The organism is Pseudomonas sp. ERMR1:02 (assembly GCF_002277815.1).
Classification (GTDB): Bacteria; Pseudomonadota; Gammaproteobacteria; order Pseudomonadales; family Pseudomonadaceae; genus Aquipseudomonas.
In genome coordinates, this window is the sequence record NZ_NKJI01000044.1 from 1 (window position 1) to 15,447 (window position 15,447).

The window sequence follows — 15,447 nt, forward strand, 5'->3', positions numbered from 1 at the left end:
CTCAACACGGCAAGACTTAGACAGACCTCAGTCCACAAGCCTGCAATGACCAGTTTTTTCTTGCCGGTCTTGGAGACCCATTCGCGCACTCGCGGATCGTCCAGGAGTTGAGGCTGGTGCGATCGATGGGCTTCTGCTCGGGAAACACCGCTTGCAGTTCCTGGAAAATTTCCTGGCGTTCAGCAAAAGCAGTAGTCAACAACGTCGGGACATTGAATATCTTTGCGCCTTTGGCCAGCATCGTGGTGTTACTGACCACCGTTTCTGCGGGATGAGAGCGCACGGCCAACAGTTGCAAGTACTGGTGGTCAATCAGCAACAGGGCATGGTTATCCGCAGTCAGTAACGTGTCATCACGCTGGCTGTTCGAGTGAGTCATGACGGTTCTCCGTGATCGCACATCGGTGTGCTCAGAGGCTGTTGCTCCTGCGACAGCCCCTGAGCATGGGCTTACTTATCCGTAGTCAGCTTGGTGTAGCTGGTGATCAGGTTGCGGTAGTCCGGGATATGGTTGGAGAACAGCGTTCCCAATCCTTCGATGTCGTTGCGCCAGTCACGATGCAGCTCGCAGGCCAGACCGAACCAGGTCATCAGTTGCGCACCCGAGGACGACATACGATCCCAAGCCGAGTGCCGGGTGACTTCATTGAAGGTGCCCGAAGCGTCGGTGACCACAAACACATCAAAGCCTTCGGCCAGGGCCGACAGCGCCGGGAACGCCACGCAGACCTCGGTCACCACGCCAGCGATGATCAGTTGTTTCTTGCCGGTGGCCTTGATGGCTTTGACGAAGTCTTCGTTGTCCCAGGCGTTAATCTGGCCAGGACGGGCAATGTACGGCGCGTCCGGGAACATGGCCTTCAGCTCAGGCACCAGCGGGCCGTTGGGGCCGGTTTCGAAACTGGTAGTGAGGATGGTCGGCAACTTGAAATACTTGGCCAGGTCGGCCAAGGCCAGCACGTTGTTCTTGAATTGTCTGGGTCAATATCACGCACCAGCGACAACAGACCGGTCTGATGGTCAACCAACAATACCGCTGCTTGATCTTTGTCGAGACGTTTGTAGGAAGTAGGCATTTTCATTCTCCAGGTGAACAACGGAAGCCTCGAACGCTTCCACTGATGAGGGGTTGACTCATCCCTCGTGTTAGGTGGAAGTTACTTACGCTGAGAGTCAAGTTCTTCGTGGTTGTTGGCCACTTCCTGCGCTTTGAGGTAACTCTCAATTAGCAGTTGGTAATGGGGCATGGTCTGGGTGTAGACACCCGCCCACTCTTGCGCATCCGGGCGATTCCACGAACCCTGCAGTTCAGAGAGCGTGCCCATAATGTCGATGGGCACCACCCCGGCCTGTGCCAGGCGGGCAATCGTCAGCTCGGTGGCCAGTTTTGAATGGTTGCCTGAAGCGTCGACCACAGCGAACACCTTGTAGCCTTCATGCACAGCGGCGATCGATGGGAAGGCCAGACAGACACTGGTCAGGGTGCCGGCAATCACCAGGGTTTTTTTACCAGTGGCTTCGACTGCCGCGCGAAACTCAGGATTGTCCCAAGCGTTTATCTCGCCACGTCGTGCGACGTATTGGGCGTGTGGTGCAGCCTCTTGGATCTCTGGGATCAACGGACCGTTCGGACCCTGTGGGACCGAAGCGGTGGTGATGACCGGAATCTTCAACAACGCGGCGGCTTTAGCCAGGGCGATGGCGTTAGCCCGAAGTTGCGGGACATCGATATCCTTGACGATTTGGAACAGACCACTTTGGTGGTCTATCAGCAACATGGCAGTATCAGTTGGGTCTATCGTTGGCTTCTGGCCATTGAAGTTTGCTGCGTTACCTGATGCGCTCATTTCCATCTCCTCCTGCGTGGGTTTGCCAGCCTTGGCATTTGCGGGCGAATGCCCTACAAGACTACGTATCCTGAGTAGACCCGAGTTAAAACCAGATTTGGTGAAACCTGACGACGAGATCGTCAGGGATGGATTTGTCCGAAATCACCGGCGTCAAAATCCTGCATTGCTCGTGCGATTTCTTCATTTGTGTTCATGACGAAGGGCCCGTACCCCACAATTGGCTCATCAATGGGCTCGCCACTGATCAACACCAACTTGGCGTCGCGGCTCGCCTCCAAAAGCAACTCCGAACCCTCTGGGTCAAGGAGTGCAAGCTGTGCTTCTTGCAACATATCAATGCCATTGATCTGGACTGTTCCACTGAGCAGGACGATTGCACAGGTGAATCCGGATCTAGTTTGCAAGGAAACTTTTTTGCCTGCGTTCAGGCGTATGTCCCATACATCGATCGGCGTGAAAGTCAGCGCGGGGCCCTTGCGTGCGCTGTACTCTCCGGCAATCACCCGAAGCTGACCGGCATCATTGGGTAAGCCGACCTGCGTGATGTCTTGATTTAGGATGGTTTGGTAACGAGGCACCGCCATTTTGTCTTTAGCCGGAAGATTCACCCACAACTGCACCATCTCCAGTGTTCCACCTTTGCGACTGAATTCCGGTGAGTGGTACTCTTCATGAAGGATGCCCGACGCTGCTGTCATCCACTGAACATCGCCCGGTCCGATCTTGCCGCCAGCGCCTGTCGAGTCCCGATGCTCCAGCTCGCCCTCGTACACAATCGTGACAGTCTCAAAGCCGCGGTGAGGGTGCTGACCAACACCACGACGATGCGTGGAGGGCGGAAAATCGGCGGGTCCAGCGTAATCCAGCAAAAGAAAAGGACTGATATGCTGGCCCAGCGTGCTGTACGAAAACAGCGAGCGGACGGGGAAACCGTCACCCACCCAGTGCTTGTTGGGGCTACCGTAAATGCCCAGAACTTTTTTCATGGTGTATGCCCTACCAAAAAACGATGGACACACCTTAGTCGCCACTCTGGGTATTCGGTAGTCATTGGATTAAGCTTCACAGTCTCAAAACTGGAACGACAAGAGAAAGAACGTGATTGACCTGAATGAACTATTTATCTATGCGAAGGTGGTCGATCATGGCGGGTTTGCTCCGGCCGGACGGGCACTTAACATGCCAAAATCTACGCTGAGCCGCAGAGTAAGTCAGTTGGAAGCACGGCTGGGTGTACGCCTGATACAGCGTTCGACGCGACAGTTTCAAGTGACAGACATTGGCCATGCTTACTACCGACACTGTGTCGCCATGATGGCCGAAGCGGAGTATGCAGAAGACGTTGTCGAACAGAATAGATCAGAGCCGCGGGGAATTATCCGCATGAGTTGCACAACGCCACTGCTGAATTTCTGGGTAGCACCGTTACTGGGTAATTCATGGCGCAATGCCCAAGTGTTGAGCTCTATGTGAAGGGGTTCAATCGCAAGGTTGATGTCATTAGTGAGGGATATGACATCTCACTAAGCCTGTGCTTTCCACCCCTGGAGAACAGCGATTTGGTGATGAAGGTTCTCGCTAACAGTCGCCAGGTACTGGTGGCAAGTAAGGAGTTTCTGGAGAAACACCGCGTCCCCGATTTACCCGCAGACCTTTCTGGCTTGCCCAGCGTGAGCTGGGGAAATCCATTACTTCATTATTCGTGGGTGCTGAATGGACCCAATAGCGCTACAGCGGAAGTCAGCCATACACCCCGACTGGTCAGCGACGACATGTCCACATTGAAGAGCGCAGTACTGGAAGGTGTGGGGATCGCAAACCTGCCATTGAGGGTTGTGGAAAATGAAATACGAAATGGGCTCTTGATCATCGTTACACCTGATTGGAGGCCAATGGACGGGGTGATTACAGCGGTTTTCCCCTCAAGACGGGGGCTGTTACCTTCTGTACGTAGTTTGATCGACTTCCTGGCTAAATCTTTCGAGGAATTCCAACATCACTCAGCGTGAATCGCTCGAAGAGGTCTTGATCGACGACCATGAATCCGCATGGCCAGGCTTGTTTGCCAAGGAGCAAGCACGCTTTTTTCAGTAATTGCTCCCCAGTTCATCTAGTGGCACCTAGCGGCAGTTTTCCGGGCGGCCTTGGGCGAAGATCTGTCGCTCAGCCAGCGATATGCTGAGCTCAAATCTGCTTAGGTGGGCAATATGCTTGCCGATACAAATACCAAGAGCGTTTTGCTTTGTCGGTGCTCAAAAGCGCCTGACAACCGGACGCCACCGGTTATGGTTCAGGCCGCTAAATCTCACCTATACACCCCCAAATACTCCAGCGTCATCTGTAACTCAGCGGAGCATTTGGTTACACGGGTCGCCATCAGTAAAGTGCTCAATGAGGCTGCCTGAAAGGGCAGCCCAGTAGTCGAAGATCTGACTGCCCAACAGATGACTTCCCACACCCCAGAACGGCGCCCTACCCTGTTACTCCAGCCATTCATGCCCAGATATTGTCCATCAAATCCTGTACATCTAATGATGCGTAATGAATCCGGTTCTTTTTCGCAGGGAACAGCATCACGGTGTGATGATTGGTCCATCTTTCGGGAAACTCCGGGACTCATGCAGCATTGTGAACGAGCCCCATGAAAGACAGGACACCGTTTCCCCCTTACGATAAGGGATAGGCAAACGGTTATGTTTATGACTAATAGCAACGATAAGAGTGGGGAGCTTTTGGGCCAGGAGCGGCGCCGCCGCTGGAGCCCAGAGCAAAAGCTGGCCATGGTTCGCGAGAGTTTTGAGCCAGGGCAAAGCGTTTCGGTGGTGGCTCGGCGTAACGGCATCAATGCCAACCAGTTATTCCTGTGGCGCAAGCTGTATCAGGACGGCAGCCTGTCGGCGGTCAGCGCGGGCGAAGCCGTGGTGCCGGCCTCAGAGCTGAGCGATGCGCTCAAGCAGATCCGTGAATTGCAACGGATGCTGGGCAAGAAAACGATGGAAGCAGAAATCCTCAAAGAGGCCGTGGAAATCGCCCGATCGCGAAAATGGATTGCGCACTCACCCTTGTTGCCGGGGGACGACCAGTGAAGCTGGTCAGCGAATGTCTCGGTGTGGCGCGCTCGCAATTAACGGTTCGAATCAAACAATTGGTATCGCCCACAGCACGGCGAAGCAGGCCTGTGAACGACGCTGAGTTGGTGGCCGAAATCCAGCAACAGGTCAGCGAACTGCCCAGCTATGGCTACCGTCGAGTCTGGGGATTGCTGCGTCGCGCCCGTGAAACCCAGTTGCTACCCGCGATCAACGTGAAGCGCGTTTACCGGGTGATGCGTGATCACAACCTGCTGCTTGAGCGCCGGATCAAACAACCCGGCGTGCCCCGTCGGCACGAAGGCCGTATTGCGGTGCAAACCAGCGATACGCGTTGGTGCTCGGACGGCTTTGAATTCCGTTGCGAGGACGGCGCCAAACTGAGCGTGACCTTCGCCCTGGACTGCTGTGATCGCGAAGCCATCGGCTGGGTCGCGAGCCCAACCGGGTACAGCGGCGATGACATCCGCGACTTGATGTTGGAAAGCATGGAGAAGCGCTTCGGTGATCAACTGCCTGCAACGCCGGTGCAGTGGCTCAGCGATAACGGTTCGGCCTACACCGCTGAACAGACGCGCCTGTTTGCTCGACAGATCGGCTTGCAGCCGGTGACCACACCGGTGCGCAGCCCACAGAGTAACGGCATGGCAGAGAGCTTCGTGAAGACGATCAAGCGGGATTACGTGGCGCACATGCCCAAGCCGGATAGAGAAACGGCGCTGCGCAACCTGGCCATTGCCTTCGAGCATTACAACGAGCAGCATCCGCACAGCGCCTTGAACTACCGTTCACCGAGGGAGTTCAGGCGCTTGGCAGTGGCATCAATTTAACGGGGAGTTGGTGTCCGGTTTTTAAGGGGCAAGTCCACATTGACCCTTTAAATAACGCCAATTGGAGAGCATCAAATGGCGGCAAAGCTTGTGACTATGCCGCCTGGCTCCGTCATGAAGAGCTAGTTTGATTTTGGTGATGAGCCGGATCACAGCTTGTGACTGCTCCCGGACTGTCAAAAATACTTTATAAATTGCTGTAAACCTTCCCTTCTGATGCGCGCTTACTCATTTTCATGACGGACTCCAATTTTATCGCTGGTGCCCCATAAGCACCCAATCAGAACTTCAGTATTTGAAACCTTAAATTACCGTTTTTGGTAGTCTCATGGAGGTAGCAGGTCACATTCGAGACCCTCCAGTCTAGTTGGATAGACCTCTTCCCGAGCATCGCCTTTCACCTTTCACTTCTGACACGCTCGAACCTCGAAAGCCCCTACCTGAAAAGAAAGGATAGGGGCTTCTTGTTAGTACCTCAAAACCGCGGATAGTCGATGTAACCAACAGGGCCGGAGGCATAGAAAGTCTCGGGCCGCGGCTCATTTAGCGGAGCATCCTGCGCAAGCCGCTCTGGCAGATCTGGATTGGCAATGAAGGGAATGCCAAAAGCCACTGCATCCGCTTTGCTGTCAAGTAACCAGGCATTGGCCTGCTCCTTGTTGAAGCGCTCGTTGGCGATGTAAATGCCGCTGAAGGCTTCCTTCAATTGCCGACTTAAGCTGTCGTCGGCTTCGTGCTCCCGGACACAGATAAAAGCAATTTCGCGCTTACCCAGTTCGCTAGCGACGTAGATAAATGTTTCGGCGGGGTTGGAGTCGCCCATGTCGTAGGCATCGCCCCGTGGTGCCAAATGCACTCCAACACGACCGGCGCCCCACACCGAAACCACCGCATCAGTGACTTCCAGCATAAGGCGGGCACGGTTCTCGATGGACCCACCGTACTGATCGTTGCGTTGATTAGTACTGTCTTGGAGAAATTGATCGAGCAAGTAGCCGTTGGCTCCGTGGAGCTCGACACCATCGAATCCTGCGGACTTAGCATTCTCTGCACCGACCCGGAAAGCCTCGACGACATCAGCGATCTCTTCGACTTCCAGGGCGCGCGGCACTGGATAGGGGCGCTCCGGGCGCAAGAGACTGACATGCCCCTTCGCAGCGATCGCGCTGGGCGCTACTGGACGCTCGCCATTTAGATAACTGGGGTCGGAAATCCGACCAACATGCCAGAGTTGCAAGAATATCTTACCCCCTCGGTCATGCACCGCCTGGGTAACATTGCCCCAACCGCGTACTTGAGCGTCCGACCAAATTCCAGGTGTGTCAGCATAACCAACGCCCAGCGGCGTCACCGAGGTGGCTTCACTGATGATCAGGCCGGCTGAAGCGCGTTGAGCATAGTATTCAGCCATTAGCATGCTGGGCACCCGGCCTTCGCCGGCGCGGCAGCGAGTGAGGGGTGCCATGATGATGCGGTTGGCAAGTTCCAAATCTCCGAGATTAATCGGATCGAAAAGCGTAGTCATCGGGTGGATCCTCTGTCGGGGGCTAAATATGTTCTGATTAGCGTCTGTGTATTCCAAAGCAACAACTGCGTGGGATTTCCTGGTTGTCGGAACAGGATCCGTTGTAGAGCCAGTTGTGCGACTAGCCGAGCAAGGCCGCGCCCGAGCTAACCTGCATGCGGCGCAAAAGTACTCGTGTCGATCAGCGTACTGGCCTCCAAAGCCTCACGAGTCAGGCGGAAAGTTGCTCGACTCTCCATAAGCCAGGCCATGTAGCCCTCTGGGACATTCTCGTCAGGACCCTGGTGTACGACCCCCTTGGGAACCCATGTCAGGTTGCCGGGTTCCTTGACGCCACCCCATGCACCCGGGCCACGAAAATACAGCACAAGCTCGTCATAGTCGGCGTTGAGATGGATCGGTGAACGAGTGTTCAGTCGTGCGCTCAGATTGAAGAGCATGACATCGTTACCCTGCGAGGTAATGAACTGAGCCGGTGGTCCACCACCATTCGGCATGAAGGTAACAACCTGGATCTGCTCCAAATTGACTTTCCATACAGGCACCGCTCCGAATACATGCGCAACGGCAGTCAGAGGATCATGGGGCATCAGGAAACGGGTAATGCCGTCGTGGGCTTTGAGCAGTAGGGTTACTGGCCCCTCAACAGGTACCGCTGCCACCTCCATGCGCGCGAAATGCACATCGCGAGCAGCATTAATCAACCCAACGGGTGCATCCACTCTAAATGGCGCCAGGCTTTCCACTATCAGACTGCAGGTGGACGTAGTTAAAGGTACGACGCGGTAGGTAATAGACTTGGGGATACTGACGAAGTCACCAGGTCCCGCCTCAAGTACGCCGCAGTCAGTGTGAAAGCGCAGTTGGCCCTGTTGGATGAAATGGAGTTCGTCAGCTTCAACGTTGCGCACTACAAAGGGCATTGGCTGGCTGCGCCTGGATACCAACAGCCGCACTCCCTGACGCGAATCAGCGACCAATAAGGGCTGCGCCTCCGCGTCTGAACTATCTGCTGTCGGCAATTGAGTGAGGTTAAAGCTCCGAGGCACATGAGTTCCCACTGCACTCAGAAAATTAGGGGAATAGTTGGGGCGCACCATTGCACAGACCTCGCCGTTAAAGCCGTCACGCGTCCACAACTCGATACCACTAACCCCGGCGGCCCCTGAATCAGCCGAAAACGAATCACCTTTGCTATCGCTCATGCAGCACCTCCTGCCATATTATTTTTGTTTTGCTCAGATGGACCATTACGAATGCAACCTCTTGCAAGCTCCTGAACAGATCGCCTGCGGGATGGCGCTCAGAATTGATTCCGTGTAGAATCATCCTGCATCGAATCATTAGATCAGTCAAGCTTTGCTCTATACTCACCACAAGCCGATAGGCGAGCGAGCTTCAAGACAAGCATCTGCTGTCTGTAAACGGGGGAACCATCCGGCGCTGGCCAACAGCAAGATCATGGCCATCCAGATTTCAAATGAGGAGCGAAGCGAACCTATGAACAGATGTGTTATCAACCCTGTGATGGGCACCGGCAACCTAGATCTTGAATGCAGCCAGCTTTGGCTGACTACAGCTATCCAACTGTCACCCAGAGGAAGCGGCCAAGGGCGCGCCTCATTGGCCAGCCATCAACAGCGGAAAAGTCCGAGTAAGATTGCCACTCTGAAACTGACAAGAGCTAAATCTTGCTGCCAATTTACTAGTTCTTTCCCGCTATCACTTAAGGGACTTGAAATTCTCATAAGATGCTAGCTAAACCGCGCCCTGCAACTGCTATAGTTGCAGCAATCTGCATGTTTTCACGAAGTAGCGTCTACGAACCTGCTCCCCATGATAAAGCTCGTGGGTATACTCAAATAAGCATTCAAATAGGTTTTTCAGCATGGACCATAATCTGGTTGATAAAAACGAATCTGCCAAAATCAAAAAACCGCGAGGTATGCGGAGCCGACACTCAGTGACCGATCCCAATGCAGATACGGGGATAAACCGAGCAGGGCACCCATCTGAATTCTCTAAGTCTGAGAGCACTACCCCGCAGCTTTTCGACGAACGCAATCGCAGCGTGGCCTGGCTAATCCGCAGCGTCTTCCGTCTTTATACAGCCCAACTGCAGCATCTGGTTACCCGAGAAGGCGTGACTATTGGACATTGGTACTACCTCCGCGTTTTGGCTGAGCAGGATGGCCTAGTCCAACGTGAATTAAGCAAGCGCGTTGGAATAGCTGCCACTACTGCCGTCCCGGCGCTGGACGACATGGAGAGACACGGCCTTGTGCTCCGTCAACGAGATCCCAAAGATCGTCGGCGTATTTGTGTTTTCCTGACCGTCAAAGGCCGGCGACTACTCGATGAAATTTTGCCGTCAGTTATTGCTTTGCTTGAACAGTCCACTTCTGGAGTTTCCAGCAAGGACATGAAAACGTTCTTTAAAGTATTAAATCTGATCACGGAAAACCTGAAGGAGTACTCTTCAGATATCGTTGATATCGACTAACCCCCAAAAATACATCGCCTTTGTATAAATTCATTCAAAAGCCTGATCTACCATTTAAACTAAATCAGTCTCAGAATAAAGAGTGGCACTGAGAAGGCACAGTCGCCACTCCGCACTCTACTCCGTCCGCACGAGTTTGGAGAGTCGCCAGGTTGGACGAACAGCATAACGTAGTTAAACTTAGGCAAGACGATCGACGTAGTTATCTAGTTCCAGCCACCCAGCAACATATGCCGAACGTGTCAGAATTGACTTAGGACTTCCGATTTACTACCAACTCGCCATGTACCACGTTACGTAATTCCGGCTCGACCATTTTTTGCAGGCAGTGTGGCGGTACGCAGTCAGACGATCACCCAGGCTCAGTCCCGCAGCCGTCAACGTGACTGCCCAGCACGCCACTGACTCGCGTGACTGTAGATTGGACAGCCGCTGACAGACTTGATCCTCGTCCTTAAAGACCAGAGCGTTGGCTTCATCTTCGCGATGCAAGAGATTCTCCGCGAAATAGAGGGGGCCCCGGCATGCGAGTGCCGTGCAGCAATACTCCCTCCCCCATCTCACTCTCCCCTCTAAAGCCTATAGATACTCCACTGAACGGCGCCAAAGCACCTGCGGATCAGGCACCAAAGTACCGTGACACGCACGAACTTCGTGCATAGGTGCCGTAACAAGGATTGCAACAGAGACCCCAGGGTGTGACTGCCAGAGAATATTGTCCTCTGCCGCAACTTCTACCTTGGGTCCGCGAACGCTCAGGAGTAGATCACCTGCAGGTTACGCCAGAGCCCGGTGGCACCCTGACCGTGATTGGACACGCTGCCACGCTCCGGTTTCTGCTGCTTCAGGGTAAACAAACCGATACCTGGCACCACGCTTTGCACTTCGAGTGGCAATTCGGCAACGTAATACACGCGACGGCCGTCGGCTAACCATTCACAGGAGCCTACCCGCCTGTCGAATCGAATTTCGTAATGGTGGAATTCGCCAGGCGCGTTGCGTGCGACTAACGGAGACTGGATGACCTGTAGCCACTCCCCGCCTGGCGGTGTTACTCCGGGCAACGGCAGTCGCTCATAGACCACGCCTACACGCGTCGCAGAAATGATGAAGTCGAAGATCAATCCATTGGCGAAATCCCCAATGACCAGTGCAGCAAAACCGTCGAACAAATCATCTGGATTGCCGTTATGGTTCTCGCAGGCCATCTCGCAAGAAATGCTGGTCACTCCGTTTGAGTCTAGAAGAATGGGCTCGCGCAGCGTGACCAAGTGCTTGGGATTGTCAAACATCGGAACAGTGTCGTGCTGCAACTGGAAGCGCTCGACGCGTATCTCCAGCTCACCGTCAATGGCACTTACCTGGGCCAGCGGATCCTCGTAGCGCCAAATGCTGCCGTCCTCCAGGGAGAACTGTTGAACCTGCCATTTGTCACCATCAAGGATGTTGGAAGTAAATGAGTCCAGCGACTTTTTTGTCATGCTATATCCCCACGTAATATCTCGAGAGCTTGAAAACCGGTAGAGCAGAGGAACAGCTCGGCAATCATGGTGCCGAAACCGTCAGCCCGCGCCAGCGACCCGTCGCCCCTGACCGCGGTTGGATACACTGCCGCGCCCCGGCACTTGAGGTTTAAGGGTAAACAAGCCGGCCGCGACTATGAGGCTGCGCACGTGCGCTGGGAGCTTGGCCTGATAGATCCGCTTACCATCGGCCAGCCACTCGCAACGCCCGGCTCGATGGTCAAAGCGGATTTCATAATGGTGAAATTCACCCCGCGCGTTGCGCGTCAGCAGCGGCGACTGAATGACGTGCAGCCAATCCTCGCCGGGTGGCGTGACGCCAGGCAGCGGCAAACGCTCGTGGATTACGGCAACGCAGGTTTCGGAAAGCACAAAGTCGAAAATCAAGCCGCTGGCCGGATCGCACAAACTGAGGGCGGCAAAGCCATCGAACAGATCGTCCGGACAACCATTGTGGTTCTCGCAGGCCATCTCGCAGGCGATGCTGGTGATACGATCAGCTGCAAGGTCAACCGGCTCTTGCAGCGCCAGCAGATGCTTGGGATTGTCGAGCATGGAAATGTGCTCGTGCTGCAACTGGAACCGCGGTAGACGAATTTCCAGCTCGCCCTGCCCCGTGCGCACCTGGGCGTCAGGATCCTCGTAACGCCAGAATTGACCGTCACCGGTTGGAACTTGCAAAGGCTGCCACTTAGCCTCGTCAAGGGCGGCAGAGGTGAATGAATCAAGCAGTCTGGTGGTCATGCAGATCTCCATTTAGTGGACGTGTCAAGAGTGGCTAACTGGTCAGTCGCAGTCGAAGACGAAGGGGGTTCATCTGCCTTGCGGTCATTAGGCTCTGGGAGCCATATCGTGCCCGACAATCCCTTGACTGCGATGCTGCGGGACTGTAGCTGCATGGATGCCGGCATCAGCAGAAAGTGCGCCAGCGCCGGAAGCAGAATCAGGGCGCCGAGCATGTTGAACAGGAACATGAAAGCCAGCAGGATGCCCATGTCCGCCTGGAATTTGATCGGCGAAAAGGACCATGTGGCAACCGCCAGAGCCAGCGTGATACCGGTCAGCACCACTACTTTGCCGGTGAACAGAAGTGCCTTGTAGTAGGCTTCGGCCAAGCTTGTCCCCCGGCGCAGTTCTGCCAGCACCACGGTCAGTACATACAGCGCATAATCCACCCCGATACCGACCCCCAAGGCAATGACCGGTAAGGTCGCTACCTTGACACGATACCGAGCCACACCATCAAGGCCTCGGCCATCACGGTGGTAAGCACCAGCGGCAAAACAGCACAGATCACCGCACGCCAAGAACGGAAGGTGATAAAGGCCAGCAGCACCACCGCCGCATAGACCAACAGCATCATCAGTGTATTAGCGCGTTTGACCACAATGTTGGTCGCCGCCTCAATGCCGGCGTTACCGGCTGCGGATAGAAACTTGAGATCCGATCCGTTATTGCGCGCGGCAAAGTCTTCTACCACCCGCACGACCCGATCCAGGCTCGCGGCCTTGTGATCTTTCAAGTAGACGTAAAGTGCCAGCAGATCGCAATTCTGGTTGAACAGTTCGTGCGGTGCCCGGGTGGTGATGCTGTTAAGCATGTCCTGGGTCCGCGGAATGTCGTGCCATTTCAGGTTGCCCTCGTTCATACCGCTGGCCGAAATTTTCGCCAGGCCGGAGAAAGAGCTGGTGGAGTCAACCTCGGGCAGCTGCAAAAGCTCCCACTCCAGGGCATCTACTTTGGCGAGCGTGGCGTAATGGCTGCACTGGTATTCGGCGGTCTTGACCATCACCACATAGGTGTCGCTGCTCGCTGCGTAATTTTTTACCAGAAAGGCATTGTCACGGTTGTAACGGGAATCTGCGCGTAACTCAGGGGCACCAGGCTCCAGGTCACCGATCTGCAGCCCGAGACTGACCACGAAGGCGCCACAACCCAGTAGAGTGGCGGCGCTCAGTGCCAGGCAGGCCCAGCGGCGCTTGGTGAACCGATCCAGGAAAGCCCATAACGGATGCTTGCCGCAGCGCCCTCCCTGGGTCTCATCCAGTTCCTCGCGTAAACTGCGCCGAGCGGCCGCTTGACTAACCCCAGATAAGACAGCAATACGGGCAACAGCACCAGGTTGGTGAATATCAGCACAGCCACCCCGATACTCGCGGCAACGGCCAGATCGCGGATGACCTCAATCTGGATCACCATCAACACGGCAAAGCCCACAGCATCGGCCAGTAAGGCCGTGAGGCCAGCGAGAAACAAGCGGCGGAAGGTGTAGCGCGCGGCCATCAATCGATGCTGTCCACGCCCTATGTCCTGCATGATGCCGTTCATCTTTTGCGCGCCATGGCTCATGCCGATGGCGAAAACCAGAAAGGGCACCAGAATCGAATAGGGGTCGAGCTCATACCCCAGCGTGGCTAGCAAACCTAGTAGCCATACCACTGCCAGCAGCGAACAACTCACTACCAGCAACGAGCTACGCACGCAGCGGGTATGCCAGAACAGCACGCCGGTACAGATGACAATCGCCAACACGAGAAACAGCATCACCTGGCGCAAACCATCGATCAGGTCGCCCGCCACCTTGGCGAAACCGGTGATGTGCAGGCGCACCGCCCCTTCCTGCTCGTACTTTGTGCGGAGTTGTTCTAGCTGTTGGGAGAATCGATGGTAGTCGAGGTGCTGGCCTGCCTGATCCATTTCTAGTAGCGGCACCAAAATCACACTGGATTTGTAGTTACCAGCTACGAGCTGTCCAACCTGACCCGAGCGTTCGATGTTGGCCCGTAACTGCAGCAGACTGACCGGAGAACCGTCGTAGTCATCGGGAATCACCGGCCTCCTTCAAGCCCTTCTTCGGTCACGCCGATCCAGCGAGTCGAAGGGGCCCATAGCGACTTGACATGGGCACGGTCGACCCCAGGCAGCAGAAAGATCTCGTCGCTCAACCGACGCAAACTATCCAGATAACCGGCGTCGAAGATACTCCCCTGTGGATTTTCCACGGCAATTCGCAAGCTGTTGCCCAGCCCGGCCAGTTCACTTCGGTTTTCCAAATAGGCCCTGATGAAAGGGTGCTGGGTCGGGATCATCTTTTCAAAGCCGGCATTTAAGCTGAGCTTGCTGGTTTGCAAACCGAGCACCAGCGAGGTCAGCAGGCAAAACAAGATGACCAGCAAACGATGCTTGAAAAGCACTTGGCTCGAGCCACGATCCGGAGTTCGGATCGAACACTTCAATTGCGCAAATGTCCACAGTGTCGGCAGGCGTATGAATGGCCATCATTGATGCACTCCCATAGACAGAGAAGCCGATGGAATACGAGTAATGCCGTGTAGACCGGCCAGCAACAGGCTGCCATTTCGGTCTCGGTGAGCCGGCCACTTGGCCAATGGGGCAATCGCCAGACTCTGGAAGCTGCGCCCTTGGTCTTCGCTTCGCAGCACCCGCCCAGCCTGGTCACGAGAAGCAGCGAACCATCCTGTGCATGCAGGCCGTCTGCAAGAGCACTAAACCACCGCTGCTAATATCCTGCCAACTCTGTCCTGCATCATCAGAACGGAACAGATTGCCACGCAGACCGTAAAGCAACACCAACCCTTCGCATCCGCGAGCAGGCCGAAATAGCTCCCGTCATAGGGTGTTGGAAGTACCGAAAAACTGCTCCCGCTATTAGCAGAGTGGAACAACGCCCCTGCTCGCCGGCAATGAACAGTTCTTGTCCTGTCATGGCGATGCGGTAGAGATGCTTTCCGCGCGGATTCGGAATGTTCATCTGCGGCACCAGTGTCGCCCGCCGTCATCCGTGGCGAATGCCAGGCCATAAGCGCCTACCACAAGGCCGTGTAAGCTATCGCGGAAACGCACATCGAGTAGCGGCTTGTCCGGACCGTCGTCTACGAGTCGCTTCGCTTCGGCCACTCGTTGTGGACTTGCCGGAGTCAGGGCCAACGCCGCAGCCAAACCAGTTCAGCGGCCGCGCGACCATCGAGTTGTTTATGCAAGACTCACCGCCGTCGGCACTGTGCAGCACCACCCCGGCATGACCGACAACCCAGCCCTCGCGAGCATCGACGAGTAGGCACTGGTCAGGGTGACGCTCACCGGCACCTGTGCCTGGCGCCAAGATT

The 15,447-nt window shown here is 55.3% G+C and carries 9 protein-coding genes and 4 pseudogenes; 3 read left to right on the forward strand and 10 right to left on the reverse strand.

Translation table 11 applies throughout. The features are described 5' to 3' along the window. Positions 1 to 16 precede the first annotated feature (16 nt). The 4 genes and pseudogenes from CES87_RS31855 to CES87_RS31870 form a co-directional block, all read right to left on the reverse strand. Entirely contained in the window at positions 17 to 379 is a 363-nt protein-coding gene (locus CES87_RS31855) for a hypothetical protein (protein WP_128609394.1), read from the reverse strand. A 71-nt stretch (positions 380 to 450) separates the two neighbouring features. Continuing rightward, positions 451 to 1,076: pseudogene (gene ycaC / locus CES87_RS31860) on the reverse strand (isochorismate family cysteine hydrolase YcaC). Positions 1,077 to 1,157: 81 nt separating this feature from the next. Beyond that, positions 1,158 to 1,847: an isochorismatase family protein gene (locus CES87_RS31865; RefSeq protein WP_128609396.1), complete on the reverse strand. Its 690-nt coding sequence runs from the start codon at positions 1,845 to 1,847 to the stop codon at positions 1,158 to 1,160. Positions 1,848 to 1,969: 122 nt separating this feature from the next. After that, positions 1,970 to 2,836 carry a pirin family protein gene (locus CES87_RS31870; protein ID WP_128609398.1) on the reverse strand — a complete coding sequence of 289 codons (867 nt, stop codon included), beginning with the start codon at positions 2,834 to 2,836 and terminating at the stop codon, positions 1,970 to 1,972. 112 nt (positions 2,837 to 2,948) lie between these two features. Here CES87_RS31870 and CES87_RS31875 point away from each other — a divergent pair. Further along, positions 2,949 to 3,859, forward strand: a pseudogene (locus CES87_RS31875) (LysR substrate-binding domain-containing protein). Positions 3,860 to 4,219: 360 nt separating this feature from the next. Here the strand turns inward: CES87_RS31875 and CES87_RS34780 are convergent. After that, a pseudogene (locus tag CES87_RS34780) lies at positions 4,220 to 4,312 on the reverse strand (glyoxalase); the annotation flags it as partial. A 237-nt stretch (positions 4,313 to 4,549) separates the two neighbouring features. Between CES87_RS34780 and CES87_RS31880 the strand changes: the two are divergent. After that, positions 4,550 to 5,769, forward strand: a protein-coding gene (locus CES87_RS31880) for an IS3 family transposase (RefSeq protein WP_371858293.1) whose coding sequence is annotated in 2 segments (ribosomal slippage) — positions 4,550 to 4,895 and positions 4,895 to 5,769 — 1,221 coding nt in all. Because the reading frame shifts where the segments join, the coding sequence is not laid out codon by codon here. Positions 5,770 to 6,244: 475 nt separating this feature from the next. Here CES87_RS31880 and CES87_RS31885 read toward each other — a convergent pair. Both CES87_RS31885 and CES87_RS31890 read right to left on the reverse strand, forming a co-directional pair. Beyond that, a complete protein-coding gene (locus tag CES87_RS31885) occupies positions 6,245 to 7,294 on the reverse strand; it encodes an alkene reductase (protein WP_128609402.1) in 1,050 nt (349 codons plus the stop codon). A gap of 146 nt (positions 7,295 to 7,440) precedes the next feature. Beyond that, positions 7,441 to 8,499 carry a homogentisate 1,2-dioxygenase gene (locus CES87_RS31890; RefSeq protein ID WP_128609404.1) on the reverse strand — a complete coding sequence of 353 codons (1,059 nt, stop codon included), beginning with the start codon at positions 8,497 to 8,499 and terminating at the stop codon, positions 7,441 to 7,443. Positions 8,500 to 9,182: 683 nt separating this feature from the next. On the opposite strand from CES87_RS31890, the gene CES87_RS31895 reads away from it, so the two are divergent. Beyond that, positions 9,183 to 9,797, forward strand: coding sequence for a MarR family winged helix-turn-helix transcriptional regulator (locus CES87_RS31895; protein ID WP_218196445.1), 615 nt, complete (start codon positions 9,183 to 9,185; stop codon positions 9,795 to 9,797). A 755-nt stretch (positions 9,798 to 10,552) separates the two neighbouring features. On the opposite strand, the gene CES87_RS31900 is transcribed toward CES87_RS31895, so the two are convergent. The 3 genes and pseudogenes from CES87_RS31900 to CES87_RS31910 form a co-directional block, all read right to left on the reverse strand. Next, complete coding sequence (locus CES87_RS31900) at positions 10,553 to 11,278, reverse strand: DUF6081 family protein (protein WP_128609405.1); 726 nt, start codon at positions 11,276 to 11,278, stop codon at positions 10,553 to 10,555. A gap of 81 nt (positions 11,279 to 11,359) precedes the next feature. Beyond that, a complete protein-coding gene (locus CES87_RS31905; RefSeq protein WP_218196446.1) occupies positions 11,360 to 12,064 on the reverse strand; it encodes a DUF6081 family protein in 705 nt (234 codons plus the stop codon). After that, positions 12,061 to 14,599: pseudogene (locus tag CES87_RS31910) on the reverse strand (RND family transporter). The gene CES87_RS31905 and the pseudogene CES87_RS31910 overlap by 4 nt, the downstream one beginning before the upstream one ends. Positions 14,600 to 15,447: the final 848 nt, after the last annotated feature.

Coding starts and splice junctions, on each gene's coding strand:
- CES87_RS31855 (WP_128609394.1), bottom strand. CDS start 379: ATGACTCACTCGAACAGCCAGCGTGATGACACGTTACTGACTGCGGAT.
- CES87_RS31865 (WP_128609396.1), bottom strand. CDS start 1,847: ATGAGCGCATCAGGTAACGCAGCAAACTTCAATGGCCAGAAGCCAACG.
- CES87_RS31870 (WP_128609398.1), bottom strand. CDS start 2,836: ATGAAAAAAGTTCTGGGCATTTACGGTAGCCCCAACAAGCACTGGGTG.
- CES87_RS31885 (WP_128609402.1), bottom strand. CDS start 7,294: ATGACTACGCTTTTCGATCCGATTAATCTCGGAGATTTGGAACTTGCC.
- CES87_RS31890 (WP_128609404.1), bottom strand. CDS start 8,499: ATGAGCGATAGCAAAGGTGATTCGTTTTCGGCTGATTCAGGGGCCGCC.
- CES87_RS31895 (WP_218196445.1), top strand. CDS start 9,183: ATGGACCATAATCTGGTTGATAAAAACGAATCTGCCAAAATCAAAAAA.
- CES87_RS31900 (WP_128609405.1), bottom strand. CDS start 11,278: ATGACAAAAAAGTCGCTGGACTCATTTACTTCCAACATCCTTGATGGT.
- CES87_RS31905 (WP_218196446.1), bottom strand. CDS start 12,064: ATGACCACCAGACTGCTTGATTCATTCACCTCTGCCGCCCTTGACGAG.